Genomic DNA, 17,127 nt, shown 5'->3' with positions numbered 1-17,127 from the left:
GTACCGGGAACAACGCAGGAACCAGACATGCCAAGAATCTTCCGTTCTGCCGAAGACATCCACGCCGCCGTCGGCCAGCGCCTCGGCGAGAGCGCCTGGACCCAGATCACCCAGGAACAGGTCAACCAGTTCGCCAATGCCACCGGCGACCACCAGTGGCTGCACGTGGACCCTGAGCGCGCCGCGCAGGGCCCCTACGGCGCCTGCATCGCGCACGGCTACCTGACACTGGCGCTGGTCAACCAGTTCCTGCCGGAACTGGTCACGGTCGAAGGCATGAAGTGGGGCGTCAACTACGGCTGCGACAAGGTGCGCTTCCCGGCGCCGGTGCGCGTCGGCGCGCGCGTGCGCGGGGTGGGGGAACTGGTCCGGGCCGAGACCCTGCAGGGCGGCGTGCAGTCGGTGGTGCGCATGACCGTGGAAATCGAAGGCGGGGACAAGCCGGCCTGCGTGGCCGAGACCATCAGCCGCTATTACTTCTGAACAGGAATCCAGCATGAAAGAAGCAGTCATTGTCGCCGTCGCGCGCACACCGATCGGCAAGGCCTTCCGCGGTGCCTTCAACGACACCGAGGCCCCGGTGCTGGGCGGCCACGTGGTGCGCGCGGTGGTGGAGCGCGCCGGCGTGGATCCGTCCGAGGTGGAAGATGTGCTGATCGGCGCGGCCGCGCAGCAGGGCACCCAGGGCTACAACCTGGGCCGCCTGTGCGCGGTGGCGGCCGGGCTGCCGGACAGCGTGCCCGGCATGACCATGGACCGCATGTGCGGCTCGGGGCTGATGACGATCGCGGCGGGCGCCCGTGCGATCCAGTGCGGCGAGGCCGACATCATCGTCGCCGGCGGCGCGGAGTCCATCTCGCTGACGCAGACCAAACACAAGAACAGCTACCGCGCCCAGTCCGAAGCGGTGCTGGCGCGGCAGCCGGCAGCCTATATGGCGATGATCGAGACCGCCGAGGTGGTGGCACGCCGCTACGGCATCAGCCGCGCCGAGCAGGATGCCTACGCCTGGCGCAGCCAGCAGCGCACCGCCGAGGCACAGCGGCGCGGTGCCTTCGACGACGAGATCGTGCCGCTGGAAACGCGCCGCGCGCTGTTCGACAAGGCCGGCACCCTGACCGGCCACGAGACCGTTCGGCTTGCGCACGACGAGTGCAACCGGCCCGATACCACGGCCAGCAGCCTGGAGGCGCTGAAGCCGGTCTGGAGCGGCGGACAGGCTGTGGCCGCCGGCGAGCACATCACTGCCGGCAATGCTTCGCAACTGTCAGACGGCGCCGCCGCGGTGCTGCTGATGAGCGCCGACGAGGCCCGCCGGCGCGGCCTGCGCCCGCTGGGCCGCTACCGCGGCATGGCGGTGGCGGGCTGCGCGCCGGACGAGATGGGGATCGGCCCGGTGTTCGCGGTGCCCAGGCTGCTCGCGCGCCATGGCATGACGGTGGCGGACGTGGGCCTGTGGGAGCTGAACGAGGCCTTTGCCTGCCAGGTGCTGTACTGCCAGCAGAAGCTGGGCATCCCGGATGCGCGGCTGAACGTCAACGGCGGTGCGATTTCGATCGGCCATCCGTTCGGCATGTCGGGTGCGCGCATGACCGCGCATGCACTGATTGAAGGCCGGCGCCGCGGCGTGCAGCAGGCGGTGGTGACCATGTGCATCGGTGGCGGCATGGGCGCCGCCGCGCTGTTCGACGTTCTGTAATCACAAGCAGCCCCTGCAGGGACCGGCCCGCAACGAGGCCGACTGCCATCACTCCAACAGGAGGAGACATCATGAAACGACTGATCGGCGTCGCCATGTCGCTGGCCGTGCTGGCCACCGCGGTATGGGCCTTCGCGCCGCGCCCGCTGCCGCCGTTCGCGGCCACGACGCTGCGCCCGGACGGCCTGCAGGTCAACGGCATCGCGCGCGCCGGCGAGCGCCTGGTGGCAGTGGGCGAGCGCGGCCAGATCCTGTTCAGCGACGACCAGGGCCGCAACTGGCGCACGGCCGTCGTGGATCATCCGCAAGGCGCCGCGCTGACCCAGGTGGCCTTTGCCGACAGCCGCCACGGCATGGCGGTCGGGCACAGCGGCTGGATCCTGCGCACCGAAGACGGCGGTGCCCACTGGCAGCAGGTGGCCTTCGACGCGCGCTCGTCCGATCCGCTGCTGGGCGCGTGGGCGCAGGCGGGCGGCCCGTGGTTCGCGGTCGGCAGCTTTGGCCGCTTCCTGGTCTCGCGTGACCAGGGCAGGCACTGGGAGGCGGCCGCAGACAAGGCCATGCAAGACCGCCACCTCAACGGCATTGCCGGCGATGCGCAGGGACGCCTGATGCTGGTCGGCGAAGCCGGCCTGGTGCTGCGCTCGCCCGACGGCGGCAGCCGCTGGGAGGTGGTGAAGTCCCCCTACGAGGGTTCGCTGTACGGCGTGCAGCCGCTGCGCGATGGCGCCTGGCTGGCCTTCGGCATGCGCGGCAACGCCTTGCGCAGCGAGGACTTCGGCGCCACCTGGCAGGCCGCGGACACTGGCCTCAAGACCTCGTTCTTCGGCGGCGTCGAGCTGCCCGATGGGCGCATCGTGCTGGCCGGGCAGGGTGGCACGCTGGTGATGTCCGCCGACGGCGGGCGCCACTTCACCGCCTTGCCCGCCGGCAGCCCGCAGACCCTGGCCGCGCTGGCCCCTGCCGGCAAGGACAAGCTGGCGCTGGGCGGCAATGGCGGCCTTGCCGGCGCCACGCTCGCCGCCAACCCCCGCTGACCCCGCCTGACCCTGGCTTACCGAATGCGAGAACGATCATGACCCGCCCCCATTCCTCCGGCCGCCTGGGCCGCCTTGTCGATGCCTGCGCCAGCCTGCTGATGCACCGGCGCCGCCTGCTGCTGGTGCTGTGCCTGGCCGTGACCGTGGCGCTGGGCGTCTCGGCCACGCGGCTGCGGCTCGATCCCGGCTTCAACAAGATGATTCCGCTGCAGCACCCGTACATGCAGGTGTTCACCAAGTACGCGAGCACCTTCTCCGGTGCCAATACGGTGCTGCTGAGCCTGCGCTGGAAGGGCGACGGCGACATCTACAACGCGGCCTTCATGGACAAGCTGCGCCGCGCTACCGATGACGTGTTCTTCATCCCCGGCGTGGACCGCTCGCGCGTGTTCTCGCTGTTCACGCCCAATGTGCGCTACACCGAGGTGACGGAGGCGGGCTTCCGCGGCGACGTGGTGGTGCCGGGGCGCTTTTCCGGCACGCCGGCCGAGCTCGACAAGGTGCGCCGCAACGTGGCGCGCTCCGGCCAGATCGGCCGCCTGGTCAGCAACGACCTGAGGTCCGCGCTGATCCGCGCGGAATTGCGCGAGACCGATCCGGCCACCGGCAAGACCATCGACTACGGTTCGGTCGCGCGCCAGCTGGAGAAGATCCGCGGGGAATTCAGCGGCACCGACGTCGAGGTCAATATCGTCGGCTTTGCCAAGCTGGTAGGCGATGTGGAAGAGGGCATCGCCGGCGTGATGGGCTTCTTCGCGCTGGCCTTCGCCGTGACCGCGCTGCTGCTGTGGCTGTACACGCGCTCGCTGCGCATCACGCTGCTGTCGCTGGTGGTGGCGCTGCTGCCCGTGGCCTGGCTGCTGGGCCTGCTGCCGCTGCTGGGCTACGGCATCGATCCGATGTCGATCCTGGTGCCGTTCCTGATCTTTTCGATCGGGGTCTCGCACGCGGTGCAGATGACCAATGCCTGGAAGCAGGAGGTGGTGCAGGGACATGGTGCGCTCGACAGCGCCAGCGCGGCCTTCCGCAAGCTGTTCATCCCCGGCACGGTCGCGCTGCTGACCAACGCGCTCGGGTTCATGGTCATCATGCGCATCGAGATCGACATCGTGCGCGAGCTTGGCATCACCGCCTGCCTGGGCGTGCTGCTGATGATCGTGACCAACAAGGTGTTCCTGCCGATCCTGCTGTCGTACACGCGGCTGGAGCCGTCGGCGCTGGCATCGGCGCAGGCCCGGCGCGCGCACGGAACCGGCGGGCTGTGGCAGAAGTTCGGCGCGCTGGCGCGTCCGGGCCCGGCGCTGGGCGTGTTCGTGGCTGCGCTGGCGCTGCTGGCGGCCGGTGCCATCGATTCGCGCGGCCTCAAGATTGGCGATGTCGGCAGCGGCGCTCCGGAACTGCGCGCGGATTCGCGCTACAACCGCGATAGCGCCAGCATCGTGAGCCAGTACAACATCGGCTCGGATGCACTGACGGTGGTGGTGGAACCCACCGGCTTCGACGACGGCTGCCTGCACTACCCGGTGATGAGTGCGGTGGAACGCTTCGAGATGCATATGCGCGGCGTGTCTGGCGTGCAGTCGGTGGTGAGCGTGTCATCGCTGGCCAAGGTGGTGATCGGCGCCTACAACGAGGGCAACCCGCGCTGGGAGGCACTGCCGCGCAGCAGCGAGGGCCTGAGCCAGGGTGCCAAGGCCTTCGACCCGGACAACGGTATGAACACCTCGAACTGCCAGGCCATCCAGGTGCTGATCTACACCGCCAACCATGAGGGCGCCACCATCGCCCACATCATCCGCGAGATCCGCCGCTTCACCGCCGCCGACAAGACCCCCAACGTGGCGTTCCGCCTGGGCGGGGGCAATATCGGCGTGATGGCGGCCACCAATGAGGCCGTGGAAGAAGCCGAAGTGACCATGCTGCTGTCGATCTTCGGTGCGATCACGCTGCTGTGCCTGCTGACGTTCCGCTCGTGGCGCGCGGTGCTGTGCATCATCGTGCCGCTGACGCTGGTGTCGGTGCTGTGCAATGCGCTGATGGCGCGGCTTGGCATCGGCCTGAAGGTGTCGACGCTGCCGGTCATCACGCTGGGCGTGGGCGTTGGCGTGGACTACGGCATCTACCTGTATGAGCGCATCCAGCACCAGATCCGCGAGGAAGGACAGGCCTTGCCGCAGGCCTTTGCCGAGGCCATGCGCCAGCGCGGTTCGGCGGCGCTGTTCACGGCGTTGACGATGTGCATCGGGGTGGGTACCTGGGCCTTTGCCGCGCTCAAGTTCCAGGCCGACATGGGGATCCTGCTGGCCTTCATGTTCCTGGTGAACCTGTTCGGCGCGGTGTCACTGCTGCCGGCGCTGGCTGCGTGGCTGGGGGTGGAGGAAGAGGAGCGTGCGCGCGTGGCCGCCGGTGGTGCCGGTGGCGCCGCGCGCGGCGAGACGGTGCCGCCTGCGCACGCCCTGAAATCCGACGCGGTGTAAGGCCGATGACCCGGAGAGACAGCATGCACGATCACCAGGCTTACGCGGCGGCGGCATTCACGCCGGTCCGCATCGGCCCGCTTACACTGCGCAACCGCTTGATCAAGGCCGGCGCCAACGAGGGCATGACGCCGCATGGCCTGCCGACCCAGGCCCTGGTCAGGCACCACCGCGAGCTTGCCGCGGGCGGCGTGGGCATGACCACGGTGGCGTATGCGGCGGTGGCCGACGACGGCCTGACTTTTTCGCACCAGCTCAGCATGCGCCCGGAGCAGGTTGCGCCGCTGCGCGTGCTGACCGATGCCGTGCATCGAGAAGGCGCGGCGGCCTGCCTGCAGATCACCCATGCGGGCTCGTTCACCACCATGCGCCACGGCGGCAGCCGCGCGCCGGGCAGTGCTTCGTCCGGACTCAATGCCTTTGGCATGCTGCACGGCGTGTATTTCCAGCGTGCCATGCGCGAGGCGGACATGACACGCGTGGCCGGCCAGTTTGCCGCGGCGGCGCGGCTGGCGCGCGAAGCCGGCTTCGACGCGGTGGAAATCCACATGGGGCACGGCTACCTGCTCAACCAGTTCCTGTCGCCGCTGAGCAACCGGCGGCGCGATGCATTCGGCGGCAGCGTGGAGAACCGCACCCGCTTTCCGGCCGCGGTACTGCGCCAGGTGAAGGACGCGGTCGGCGCCGAGCTGGCGGTCTGCTGCAAGCTGAGCGTCAGCGATGACGTGCCGGGCGGCAACGAACCCGCGGATTCCGCCGTGACCGCGCGCCTGCTGGAGGCGGAAGGCGCCGACCTGCTGACCCTCAGCGGCGGGCGCAACGTCGAGAGCCCGTGGGCGCTGTTCGGCAGCCCCATGCCCACGGCGCAGATGAAGGCCGCCGCACCGACCGCGGTGGCGCGCTTCGGCATCACCATGCTGGAAAAGCGCACGCCGCGCGCGCTGGCCTTTCGCGAGCTGTACTTCCTGGAAGCGTCGCGCGTGGTGCGGCGGGCGGTGCGCATGCCGCTGGCCTATATCGGCGGCGTCAAGTCGATCGGCAATGTCGCGCAGCTGATGGAAGAGGGCTTCGACTGCGTCGCGCTGGCGCGCGCGCTGATCCACGATCCCGCGCTGGTCGCCAACTGGCGCAGCGGCGCGGTGGCGCGTTCGGCCTGTGACAGCTGCAATGGCTGCGTGGCCCGGATCTACGATCCGGCCGGCGTCAGTTGCGTGCACGGCCCGGGCAATGATCCGGCGCTGACGAAAATTGCCGCGCTGCAGTAGTCCGATGGGACGATGAGCCGCCGGCCAGACGCTCTTATCTTGAAGGTCCCACGGGAATTCAAGGAGACAGACGCCATGACCGCTGACGGCAACCAGACTGGCTACAAGACCGGCTACAAGATCGAATCACGCCCGCCCGAGGCCCGCTACGCGCGCGGCTGGCATTGCCTCGGCCTGGCCGATGGCTACCGCGACGGCGTGCCGCACACGCTGAATATCTTCGGCCGGCGCCTGGCGGCGTTTGCCGACTCGACCGGCGCGATTCGCGTGATCGACGGTTACTGTCCGCACATGGGCGCAGACCTGAGCACCGGCACCGTGCAGGGCGACAATCTGGTCTGCCCGTTCCACGGCTGGCAGTGGGGCGGCGACGGCGGCTGCAAGTCCATCCCCTACTGCAAGCGCGTGCCGCCCAAGGCCCGCGTCGGCGCGTGGGAGACCTGCGAGCAGAACCGGCTGCTCTTCATCTGGCACGATCCCGAAGGCCGCCCGGCACCCCCCGAGGTGGCGATTCCGCGCATCGAGGCCTGCTTCTCGGCGGAGTGGTCGGACTGGGCCATCGACGAGATGCTGATCCGCACCAATTGCCGCGAGCTGGTCGACAATATCTCCGACATGGCGCATTTCGGCACGGTTCATGGCGCGCCGGTGGACTATTTTGCCAACTTGTTCGAAGACCACAAGGCCACGCAGCTGATGATTGGGCGCAGTGCCCGGCTCTCGGGCGATGCGCAGCTGACGGCGCTGTCCACGTACTTCGGGCCCGCGTACCACATCACCGAGATGATCGGACAGATGGGCGACCAGCAGATCCACTCGATCCTGCTCAACTGCCATGTGCCGATCGACCTCAACAGCTTCGCGCTGCGCTACGGCGTGCTGGTGAAGAAGATCCCGGGGCTGTCCGAGGAACAGAACCGTGCCATGGCGCAAGCCTATGTGGAGCAGGCCAAACAGGCCTTCTACGAGGACGTGGCGATCTGGGACAGCAAGATCCGCATCGACAACCCGCTGCTGTGCGAAGGCGACGGGCCGATCTACCAGATGCGTGACTGGTACCAGCAGTTCTACACGGACGTGGAACAGGTGCGGCCGTCCAGCGTGGCGCGGCGCACGTTCGAGCTGAACCCGGGCAACATCGAGCCGCCGGCGCTGCGGCATGTGTTCGAGGCCTGATGGCAACCGTCACGGAACCTCGCACCATGAAAACCGTAGTCATTACCGGTTCCGCATCCGGCATGGGTGCGGCCGTGCGCCAGCGCATGCTCGCGGACGGCTGCCGGGTCATCGGCATCGACCGGCGCGATGCCGACATCCTTGCCGACCTGTCCAGCCCGCAGGGCCGCGCTGCCGCGATTGACGCCGTACTGTCGCGGTCGGGCGGCCGCATCGACCAGCTGGTCTGCTGCGCCGGTCTGGGCCCGCATGTCGAGCCCGCCACGCTGGTGGCATCGGTCAACTACTTCGGCGTGGTGGCGCTGCTGGATGGCCTGTTCGAGGCGCTGCGCCAGGGCTCGGATCCGTGCGCCGTGGTGGTGTCGTCCAGTTCGGCCACGCTCCAGTCCTGGGAGGGCAGCCCGCTGCGGGATGCCTACCTTGCCGGCGACGAGCCCGGCGTGCGTGCGATGGTGGCAGCCGCCGCGGCGGCGGAAGCCACCCGGGACCAGGCTGGCTATATCGCCTATGCCAGCTCCAAGCATGCGGTGGCGGCGGCCGCGCGGCAACGTGCGGCCGCGTGGGGCCAGGCCGGCGTGCGCCTCAACGTGGTCGCGCCGGGCGCGGTGGAAACGCCGCTGCTGCAGGCCGGCCTGAAGGACCCGCGCTATGGCGATGCCATCCGCGATTTCCTGCCGCCGCTGGGGCGCCGCGCCCAGCCGGAAGAGGTGGCCGCGCTGATCGCGTTCCTTTGCGGGCCGCAGGCTGCCTACATCCATGGCAACGTGGTGTTTATCGACGGCGGCCTGGATGCCGCGCAGCGTCCGCTGAACTTCTGATCTCCTGGTCAATGGGGCATCCACCGCGGCTCGCGGCGGATGCCCCATTTTTATTCGATGGCGTTCCGGACTTACGCGACCACGACATCGTCCTGCATCCGGCGCTCGCGTTCGCCGGGATCAGGGCTTCCATCTCGAGGTAGAAGCAACCGGCGCAGCCCGGGTTGCAATCGGAGCGGCTGGGCTTTGCCATGCAAAAACCCCCAAAAGTTGTCTCCAACTTTTGGGGGTCAGTTCAGGGCGGGGAGCGCGACCGGGCGCCAAAGGCTGCGCCCGGCCGGATATCACGATGGGATCAGGTACCCGATCCGCGCGCGGCGTCCGGGGAGAAAAACGCCTCGTTGAATTCCGGACTGTTGTTCAGCGTTGCCATCGGGCCTTCGTTGGTCAGGCGGTCGGCCAGGTAGGCACCCGAAATCAGGTCATGGTAGAACACCGTGGTCGGATAGTAGCGGCGTGCATCATAGGCGTACACCGAGGCCTGGAGATTGGTGCGCCACAACTGGCCGCGGCCATCGTAGTTGTCGGCCGCCAGGGCGAGCCAGCTGTCTTCGTCGAGATACAGCACGCGCTTCGCATACTGGTGCCGGAAACCGGACTTGAGCGTTGCTTCCAGTACCCATACCCGATGCGGTTCATAGCGCATGACGTCCGGATTGGCATGGCCATTCGTGAGGAGCTCCTTGTACTTGACGGAAGTGCTCAGCAGCTTGTAGTTGTGGTACGGGACGAAGATCTCCTTCTTGCCGACGATCTTCCAGTTGTAGCGCTCGCCCGAGCCGTTGAAGAGCCGGTCGTCGTCCACGGTGCGGAAGCCGCCGGGGCCCTGGGGCTGGTCAAAGCCGAATTCCGGCGCCTGGCGCACCCGCCGCGTGCCCGGGTTGTAGATCCACGTGCGGTTGGTGTCAGAACCCTCCTGGTCCCAGACCGCGTAGCCAACGATCACCTGGCCGCGGTCACGCAACGGCAGGTCAGTGGCGGTGCGGAAGAAGGAGCGCTCGTTGATGGCGTTGTGCGGGTCGAACTTGCCGTTGTTGCGCGGCGACAGGATGCTGTATGAGACGCGCCCCCACGCAATCGAGCCGTTCGGATAGACCACGGCCTGGTCGAACTGCGCTTTCTCGGTGCCGATAGCCGACGAGAAGCGCTGGTTCCACAACAGCTCCATCGCGGTTTTCGGAATCGGGTAGGGAACCTGGGGTCCCGCTTCCTTCAGGCCGTTGGCATCGCTCGTCATGCTGACGGTGGCGGCGTAGGTGCGGATGTCCTTGTAGACCGCGTCCTCATACCGGAAGTCGCGATGGCTGGGGTAGACCGGCATCTTGAAGCTGTCGGGGTACTTCTTGAACAACGCCTTCTGCCCGTCGCTGAGCCGCTCGGCATACTGCGCCATGTTCTGCGCGGTGATGACGAACAGCGGCTTCTCATCGGCATACGGGTCCGGGTAGCGTTCGCCGCGCTGGTATTTGACATGGGCCGGCGTGCCCAGCCACTTGCCGGACCACGCCGGGACCTCGCCGTCCTTGCTGGCGGCACGCTCGGCGCCCATCGGCGTGAGGGGGCCATCCAGTTGCTTGAGTTCCTCCGGGGTGACCTTCGCCCACGATGCCGCCGCCAGGGCCATGCTGGTGAGCAGCAGGCCACCGCGTATCAGTTGTCTTGTGCTGGATTTCATTGAAGTCTCGCTCCTTGTAAAGAGGAATTGCCGGCGCTGGCTGTGCCTGTGCCTGTGGTGACAGCGTAGTGATGGCGCGGCCGCGGGGAATCGTTGGAACGGACTAGTGGATTTCCCTAGCCTCCGGCGTGGCGGAGGGGGGCGGAAACAATCCGGGTGGCGTGCCAGCATCCCGCGAGGATTGCGGGAGCGTACCGGGGCGGTATGGGAAGGGGAGGGGGAGCGGGAGCTGAAACGGCGCGAGGCCGGGCAAGTGCCCGGCCTCGCGCCAGCGTGCGGCCAGCGGCCGCAGCCAGGGTCAGGCTTCCATCACTTCGCCGAAGCGCTGCAAGTGGTAGTCGCTGTCGCCCAGCAACTGGTCCAGCATGGTCAGGCGCTTGAAGTAGTCGCCCACGGACAGCTCATCCGTCATGCCCATGCCGCCATGCAGCTGCACGGCCTGCTGGCCGACGAAGCGTCCGGCACGGGCCAGCGTCACCTTGGCCGCGGACAGCATGCGGCGGCGCGCGGCGGGATCGGCCTCGTCCAGCGCCTGGACTGCGACGTAGGCCATCGACAGCGCCAGTTCCTTCTGCACCAGCATGTCGGCCATGCGGTGCTGCAGTGCCTGGAAGCTGGCCAGCGGCTTGCCGAACTGCTGGCGCGTGCCCAGGTATTCGGCGGTGATCTCGATCAGCTTTTCCATGGCGCCGGCGCCCTCGGCGCACAGCGCGGCAACGCCGTGCTCCAGGCCCACGCCCAGCGCGGCCAGGCCGTCGGCGGGCTCGCCCACCAGCGCGCTGGCCGGCACGGTCACGTCCTGCAGCGACAGGTCGGCGGCGCGCAGGCCGTCGATGGTGGGATAGGCGGTGACGCCCAGGCCCTTGCTGTCGCGCGGCACCAGGAACAACGCAATCTCATTGCTGCCGGCCACGCGCGCGGTCAGCAGGTAGGCGTCGGCGGCGGCGCCGTGCCAGACCACGCTCTTGATGCCGTTGAGCACGTAGCCGTCGCCGCTGCGCTCGGCGCTGGCGCGGGCCGATTCCGGGCGGTAGCGGGTGGTCGGCTCCAGGTAGGCCAGCGTGACGATGCGCTCGCCCGAGGCGATCGCGGGCAGCCATTCTTCCTTCTGCGCGGCGCTGCCGTGGGCGGCCAGGATGGCCGCGGCCATCACGCCGCTGGGCGTGACCGGCTCCAGCACCAGGCCGCGGCCCAGTTCGCGCTGCACCACCAGTTGGCTGGCGGGCCCTTCGCCGAAGCCGCCGAAGTCGGCCGGCACGGTCAGGCCCAGCACGCCCATTTCAGCGAGCTTGTTCCACATCCCGCGATCCAGGCTTGCGCCTGCGCGCGCGCTCTTGCGGCGGGCCTCGAAGGTGTATTCGGTATCGATGAAGCGACGCAGGCTGTCCGCCAGCATCTGTTGCTCTTCGCTGTAGGTGAAGTCCATGTCAGCTATCCCTTCAGAAACCCAGGATCATCTTGGAGATGATGTTCTTCTGCACTTCGGTCGCGCCGCCGTAGATCGAGGTCTTGCGCATGTCGTAGTAGGTGGAGGCGGCAGGGGCGGCCCACTCAGGGCCCGCCACCGGCTGCGTCGCGCCCGGCTCAAGCCAGTCAGGCGAATACGGCCAGGCGTTCGGGCCGGCCACTTCCATCATCAGCATGCCCAGGTCCTGCTGCACCTCGGAGCCGCGGATCTTGACGATCGAGGCCTCGGGGCCGGGGGTGCCGGCGGCCTGCGTGGCGACGCGCAGCAGCAGCATTTCCAGCGCCATGATGTCCATCTCGACGCGGGCGATCTTGTCACGCATGCGCACGTCTTCGATCAGCGGGCGGCCGGCGCCGTCGGTGGCCTGGCTGGCGTAGTGCTTGAGCAGGCGCAGCTCGCGGTGGCAGTGGCCGATGCCGGCAATGCCGGTGCGCTCATGGCCGAGCAGGTACTTGGCATAGGTCCAGGCGCGGTTCTCTTCGCCGACCAGGTTCTCGACCGGCACTTCCACGTCTTCGAACCATGTCTCGTTGACGTCATGGCCACCGTCGAGCGTCTTGATCGGGCGCACCGTCACGCCGGGCGACTTCATGTCGATCAGCAGCATCGAGATGCCTTCCTGGGCCTTGGCCTCCGGGTCGGTGCGCACCAGGCAGAAGATCCAGTCGGCGAAGTGGGCCATGGTGGTCCAGGTCTTCTGGCCGTTGACGATGTACTTGTCGCCCTTGCGCACCGCGCGCGTCTTCAGCGAGGCCAGGTCGGAGCCCGAGCCCGGCTCGGAGTAGCCCTGGCACCAGAAGTCGTCGATATTGGGGATGCGCGGCAGGAAGCGCTGCTGCATCTCGGGGCTGGCGTACTTCATCAGCACCGGCCCGATCATGGTCAGGCCGAACGGCAGCAGGCGCGGCGCGCCGGCGCGGAAGGTCTCGATCTCGAAGATCAGGCGCTGCAGCGCGGTCCAGCCGGTGCCGCCCCATTGCCTGGGCCAGGTCGGCGCACCCCAGCCGCGGGCCTGCAGGATGCGGTGCCAGCGGATGTAGTCGTCCTTTTCCACGCGCTGGTGGTTGAGTACCTTGTTGCGGATGTCTTCCGGCAGGCTGGCCTGCGCGAATGCGCGGACCTCCTCGCGGAAGGCCTGTTCCTCGGCGGTGAAACGCAAATCCATCTGAATGTCCCCTGTGGTACGCGGGCCGCGCGGCGCTTCTTGCTCTGCCTGGTTGTGCGGTGCGTCAAAGCGGCGGCCCTCACTGTGCCGGCCGATTGTAGGGGCCGGGCGCGATTCCTTGCTTCATCAATGATAAAGCCGTCCTTCGTGGAGGCGGAACCACCTGCGCCGGGTGGTGGGGGCGAACCGCGGCTGGCCAGTGGCGTTGACGAACACGGCCTTAGCCAATTCCAAATAGCGGGTGCGCGGGGCTTGCCGCAAACTGACACGGTCTGTTCATGTGCGGTTGGGTGCATTCCGCCGCATATCCGACTCAGCCTGCATCGAGAGACCCACCAGCACCATGTCTTCCTTCCGCCCCGAATACATCCACGACATCCCCCGCTACTGGGCCGCGCAGACGCCCGACGCGCCGTGCCTGCACGAGAACGGCGCCGTCATCAGCTACGGCGAGCTGTGGGGGCGCATCGAGGCCGCCCGCGACTGGCTGGCGGCGCAGGGCGTGGGCGAGGGCGACCGCGTGATGGTGGTCGGCGAGAACTGCAACGAGATGGTGGTCACGCTGTTCGCCAGCAGCCTGCTGCACGCCTGGCCGATCCAGGTCAACGCGCGCCTGTCCGCGCGCGAGATCGACAATATCCGCGATCATGCGCAGCCGGAGCTGGTGCTGTTCACCGGCCATGTCTCCGACGTGGCCGCGGCGCACGGCGAGCGGCTGGGCGCACAGGCCACCGGCTGCCCGGTGTTCGACGCTGGCATGCGGGTGGTGCGCGCGGCAACCCCGCCGCAGCGCGAGCCGGCCGGGCTGGCCCGCAGCGTCGCCACGCTGATCTATACCTCCGGCACCACCGGCGCGCCCAAGGGCGTGATGGTGCCGCATGCGGGCCTGACGCAGTTTGCGCGCATCTCCGCCACCTCGCGCGACATGGGCCAGGCCGACGTGGCCTACGGCGCCTTGCCGATGTCGCATATCTTCGGCATTGCCACGGTGCTGATGGCCACGCTGTATGCCGGCGCCAGCCTGTTCCTGCGCCCGCGCTTCGACGCCAATGAAGTGTTCGAGTCGCTGGCGTCGCCCGGCGTCACCATCCTGCAGGGCGTGCCGACCATGTTCACGCGCATCATGGCGGTGGCGCCCACCGTCGGCGCGAAGCCCGGCGCCTATCCGCGCCTGCGCTACCTCTATACCGGCGGCGCGCCGCTGGACCCCACGCTCAAGCGCGAGGTCGAAACCCTGTTCGGCCAGGCGCTGCACCATGGCTATGGCATCACCGAATACGCCGGCTCGCTCTTCATCACGCGCATGGAAGCCCCGCGCGCCGACTGCTCGGCCGGCTATATCGTCGAAGGCGTTGAGATCGAGATCACCGATGCCGAAGGCAAGGTGCTGCCCGCCGGCGAGCGCGGCCAGATCCGCGTGCGCGGCCCGGGCGTGATGCTGGGCTACTACCGCAACCCCGAGCAGACCGCCGAGGCGCTGCTGCCCGGCGGCTGGCTCAACACCGGCGACCTGGGCTACCTGGATGCCGACGGCGCACTGTTTATCTCCGGCCGCTCCAAGGACCTGATCATCCGCTCCGGCTTCAACGTCTACCCGATCGAGGTCGAGTCGGTGATCAATGCCTTCCCCGGCGTGCGCCAGTCGGCCGTGGTCGGACGCACCACCGCCGACGGCAACGAGGAAGTGGTGGCCTTCATTGAAATGCAGGACGGCGCCGAGCTTGACCGCAAGGCTCTGGACACCTACCTGCGCGAGAGCCTGGCCCCGTACAAGCGCCCCGCCGAGGTCCGCACCGTCGACGTGATTCCGACCACGGCGAGCGGCAAGCTGCTCAAGCAGCCGCTGCGCGCCATGCTCGATTAAGCGCCCGCCGGGCCTGCTGGCCCCGGCCAATATCAGCCATACCTGGAGGAGACAACAATGAAGACATGGACGACACTGGCAGCCCTGACCGCCACGCTGCTGCTGCAGGGCGCGGCGTGGGCCGCCGACGCCTACCCGTCGCGGCCGGTCAAGCTGCTGGTGGGCTACGCGCCGGGCGGCCCGGTCGACACCGCCGCGCGCATCTACGCCGAGCAGCTCGGGCGCGCGCTCAAGCAGCCGGTGGTGGTGGACAACCGTGCGGGCGCCAGCGGCGCGATCGCCGCCGACATGACCGCCAAGGCGGCGCCGGACGGCTACACGCTTTATTTCGTCGCCAGCCCGACCATGACCATGACGCCGCTGATCCAGCACTCGGTCAATTTCAATCCGGTCAAGGACTTTACCTATATCGGCCTGATCACCGACTACACCAACGTGCTGCTGGTGAACAAGGACTTCCCGGCGAAGAACGTGGGCGAGCTGGTCGACTACGCGCGCAAGCACCCTGAGGGGGTTTCGTTCGGCTCGGCCGGCATTGGGGCATCGAACCATCTGTCCGCGGAACTGCTGGCTCAGATGAACAACGTGAAGATGCTGCATGTGCCGTACAAGGGCAATGCGCCGGCCATGGCTGACGTGATGAGCGGCAAGGTCACGTTCATGTTCGATATTACTGGCACGGCCATCGGGCATATCAACGGCGGCAAGGTGCGCGCGCTGGCGGTTACGTCGAAGACCCGCAACCCGGCGCTGCCGAACGTGCCGACCATGATCGAGTCGGGGCAGAAGGACTATGACCTGACTGGCTGGTATGCGCTGGTGGGGCCGCAGAAGTTGCCGGCGGATGTGGTGGACAAGCTGGTCAAGGCGCAGAAGGCGGTTGGGGAGGATGCTGCTTTCCGGCAACGGATGACGGCTGGGGGGTATGACGTCAATATCAGCACGCCGAAGGCGCTGGGGGATCGGATTCAGCGGGAGCTGGCGTTGTGGGGTGGGGTGGTGAAGGCGGCGAAGATTCAGGCGGATTGAGGGGGGAGGGGCTTGGGGGGCTGGTTCGATGTTGTCGTAGGTCGACGGCCCTGTTCCGCCCTGCTGGGCGGGTTACTTTCTGTCCGAGCGACAGAAAGTAACCAAAGAGCGCGTCGCCTGGGCGGCTGGCCATAAATTGCACGGCGTTGGTGGTTCAAGCGGTGGTGCTTGCCGTTTTGCGTGGTTGCCCGTTCGACCCAGCTACGCTCCCTGTCCGGTGCCTGCGTCCGCGGACTATTGGACGAACCCGACTTTAGTCTATTGGCAACCTGCTAATCAGGTTATCGGTGGGACGCCTTCGGCTGCGCTGCGCGCACTCAGTATCGCAGGTCAAGTGCCCTGGCACGGAGTGCATCGCTGCGCTCGCACCGCGCCGTCGCCAATGATGCCGGACCAAAAGCGCAAGCCAGAACGCGGTCGTCGGCGCTACCACGTTAGGGCCGGCGCGAAGCGCAGCCGAAGGCGTCCCACCGACGCGGTGGTTAGCAGGCTGCCAATGGCCTAAAGTCGGGTTCGTCCAATAGTCCGTGGACGGAGGCACCGGACAGGGTGCGTAGCAGGGTCGAACGGGCAACCACATCGAACGGAAATCACCGCCGCCCGAACCACCCACGCCGTGGAATGGATGGCCAGCCGCCGAGGCGACGCGTTTTTGGTTACTTTTGTCGCTCGGACAAAAGTGACTCGCCCCTTTAGGGGCGAAACCGGGGCCTCTCCAAGAGCCACCACCACAAATCTGCCGAAGTACCTTCTTGAATGCCATCAAGGCATCGCCTGTAAACCGTGATGCGTGCCTTCGCCAAGGCGTGGAGTTCTCCGCTCTGTGGACATTGGCAACTGACGCTTAACTTAGCGTATCGATCCTTCACAATCTGCGCCTTGATTGTGAACGGCAGGGTTCTCTAGACTGGATGGGCTCCTGATACAGCAGGAGCCGGGAGTGAGAGCCCGGTCCACGCTACCTCGTCTTCTACACTATGGAGGTCAGCAATGCACCAGTCCAACATCGAACCCGACGCCTTCACCCCACCCCGACTCGATGATTCCCTTTCCGCGGTTCAGTCCCGAAACCCGCCGTGCAGCGCGTGAGGACGCGCTGCCTGTTCCTCGGCAACTCTTGCTATTGAATCTCTTGGATCAAGCCGATGCGGTTGCGCGAGGCACGGCCTGCGTACTGACGTTGGTTACGCACAGCGAATGTGACGCACAGGAAGAGGGGAGCGTAGCCTTGCAGCCGGCTACGTTGGATGCCTTGCGAGGGCTCTGCCGGGCCTCTCTTGGATTGCTGGCCGACAGGGTAGAAGAGGTCGCGGAGGGAATTGAGGAGGCGATGGTCGGGTAACCAATCGCGGTCGGTCGCTGATTCACTGAGATGGCAGGCCCCGCTGGTGTCAATTGTGGGCACCGCAGGACTTGACCGACCGTTTGTGTGCCCCCTCTCCCGCAAGCGG

At 67.5% G+C, this 17,127-nt stretch carries 12 protein-coding genes; 9 read left to right on the top strand and 3 right to left on the bottom strand.

Annotated features, from left to right (window positions below):
* The first annotated feature begins 27 nt into the window (after nt 1-27).
* From AC07UK_RS10240 to AC07UK_RS10210, 7 genes are all read left to right on the top strand, one after another.
* Complete coding sequence (locus AC07UK_RS10240) at nt 28-483, top strand: MaoC family dehydratase (protein WP_010813969.1); 456 nt, start codon at nt 28-30, stop codon at nt 481-483.
* A gap of 13 nt (nt 484-496) precedes the next feature.
* Nucleotides 497-1,699 (top strand): acetyl-CoA C-acyltransferase, encoded by a 1,203-nt coding sequence (locus tag AC07UK_RS10235; RefSeq protein ID WP_436223955.1) that lies wholly within the window; start codon nt 497-499, stop codon nt 1,697-1,699.
* Between the two features lie 71 nt (nt 1,700-1,770).
* Nucleotides 1,771-2,736, top strand: coding sequence for a WD40/YVTN/BNR-like repeat-containing protein (locus AC07UK_RS10230; RefSeq protein WP_436223954.1), 966 nt, complete (start codon nt 1,771-1,773; stop codon nt 2,734-2,736).
* A gap of 38 nt (nt 2,737-2,774) precedes the next feature.
* Nucleotides 2,775-5,216: an efflux RND transporter permease subunit gene (locus tag AC07UK_RS10225; RefSeq protein WP_494685652.1), complete on the top strand. Its 2,442-nt coding sequence runs from the start codon at nt 2,775-2,777 to the stop codon at nt 5,214-5,216.
* A gap of 71 nt (nt 5,217-5,287) precedes the next feature.
* Nucleotides 5,288-6,481, top strand: a complete 1,194-nt coding sequence (locus AC07UK_RS10220; protein WP_436225327.1) for an NADH:flavin oxidoreductase — start codon at nt 5,288-5,290, stop codon at nt 6,479-6,481.
* Nucleotides 6,482-6,556: 75 nt separating this feature from the next.
* The gene (locus AC07UK_RS10215) at nt 6,557-7,657 is read left to right on the top strand and encodes a 3-ketosteroid-9-alpha-monooxygenase, oxygenase component (RefSeq protein WP_494685651.1); all 1,101 of its coding nucleotides are present in this window, start codon (nt 6,557-6,559) and stop codon (nt 7,655-7,657) included.
* A gap of 26 nt (nt 7,658-7,683) precedes the next feature.
* Nucleotides 7,684-8,475, top strand: coding sequence for an SDR family oxidoreductase (locus tag AC07UK_RS10210; RefSeq protein ID WP_436223951.1), 792 nt, complete (start codon nt 7,684-7,686; stop codon nt 8,473-8,475).
* 295 nt (nt 8,476-8,770) lie between these two features.
* Here AC07UK_RS10210 and AC07UK_RS10205 read toward each other — a convergent pair whose 3' ends face one another.
* From AC07UK_RS10205 to AC07UK_RS10195, 3 genes are all read right to left on the bottom strand, one after another.
* The gene (locus tag AC07UK_RS10205) at nt 8,771-10,150 is read right to left on the bottom strand and encodes a DUF1329 domain-containing protein (protein WP_114135385.1); all 1,380 of its coding nucleotides are present in this window, start codon (nt 10,148-10,150) and stop codon (nt 8,771-8,773) included.
* A gap of 298 nt (nt 10,151-10,448) precedes the next feature.
* Nucleotides 10,449-11,576 (bottom strand): acyl-CoA dehydrogenase family protein, encoded by a 1,128-nt coding sequence (locus AC07UK_RS10200; RefSeq protein ID WP_436223950.1) that lies wholly within the window; start codon nt 11,574-11,576, stop codon nt 10,449-10,451.
* 13 nt (nt 11,577-11,589) lie between these two features.
* Nucleotides 11,590-12,783 carry an acyl-CoA dehydrogenase family protein gene (locus AC07UK_RS10195; protein WP_114135390.1) on the bottom strand — a complete coding sequence of 398 codons (1,194 nt, stop codon included), beginning with the start codon at nt 12,781-12,783 and terminating at the stop codon, nt 11,590-11,592.
* Nucleotides 12,784-13,126: 343 nt separating this feature from the next.
* On the opposite strand from AC07UK_RS10195, the gene AC07UK_RS10190 reads away from it, so the two are divergent.
* Nucleotides 13,127-14,647 carry a class I adenylate-forming enzyme family protein gene (locus AC07UK_RS10190; protein WP_436223949.1) on the top strand — a complete coding sequence of 507 codons (1,521 nt, stop codon included), beginning with the start codon at nt 13,127-13,129 and terminating at the stop codon, nt 14,645-14,647.
* A gap of 57 nt (nt 14,648-14,704) precedes the next feature.
* Nucleotides 14,705-15,676 carry a Bug family tripartite tricarboxylate transporter substrate binding protein gene (locus tag AC07UK_RS10185; protein WP_013952320.1) on the top strand — a complete coding sequence of 324 codons (972 nt, stop codon included), beginning with the start codon at nt 14,705-14,707 and terminating at the stop codon, nt 15,674-15,676.
* The last annotated feature ends 1,451 nt before the right edge of the window (nt 15,677-17,127 follow it).

Source organism: Cupriavidus sp. GW821-FHT07C08, from assembly GCF_059419025.1.
This window is presented reverse-complemented; position numbering and strand designations above follow the sequence as displayed.

What these genes read in the sequence shown, in the direction of transcription:
- AC07UK_RS10240 (WP_010813969.1), top strand. Translation starts at nt 28, where the DNA reads ATGCCAAGAATCTTCCGTTCTGCCGAAGACATCCACGCCGCCGTCGGC.
- AC07UK_RS10235 (WP_436223955.1), top strand. Translation starts at nt 497, where the DNA reads ATGAAAGAAGCAGTCATTGTCGCCGTCGCGCGCACACCGATCGGCAAG.
- AC07UK_RS10230 (WP_436223954.1), top strand. Translation starts at nt 1,771, where the DNA reads ATGAAACGACTGATCGGCGTCGCCATGTCGCTGGCCGTGCTGGCCACC.
- AC07UK_RS10225 (WP_494685652.1), top strand. Translation starts at nt 2,775, where the DNA reads ATGACCCGCCCCCATTCCTCCGGCCGCCTGGGCCGCCTTGTCGATGCC.
- AC07UK_RS10215 (WP_494685651.1), top strand. Translation starts at nt 6,557, where the DNA reads ATGACCGCTGACGGCAACCAGACTGGCTACAAGACCGGCTACAAGATC.
- AC07UK_RS10210 (WP_436223951.1), top strand. Translation starts at nt 7,684, where the DNA reads ATGAAAACCGTAGTCATTACCGGTTCCGCATCCGGCATGGGTGCGGCC.
- AC07UK_RS10205 (WP_114135385.1), bottom strand. Translation starts at nt 10,150, where the DNA reads ATGAAATCCAGCACAAGACAACTGATACGCGGTGGCCTGCTGCTCACC.
- AC07UK_RS10200 (WP_436223950.1), bottom strand. Translation starts at nt 11,576, where the DNA reads ATGGACTTCACCTACAGCGAAGAGCAACAGATGCTGGCGGACAGCCTG.
- AC07UK_RS10195 (WP_114135390.1), bottom strand. Translation starts at nt 12,783, where the DNA reads ATGGATTTGCGTTTCACCGCCGAGGAACAGGCCTTCCGCGAGGAGGTC.
- AC07UK_RS10190 (WP_436223949.1), top strand. Translation starts at nt 13,127, where the DNA reads ATGTCTTCCTTCCGCCCCGAATACATCCACGACATCCCCCGCTACTGG.
- AC07UK_RS10185 (WP_013952320.1), top strand. Translation starts at nt 14,705, where the DNA reads ATGAAGACATGGACGACACTGGCAGCCCTGACCGCCACGCTGCTGCTG.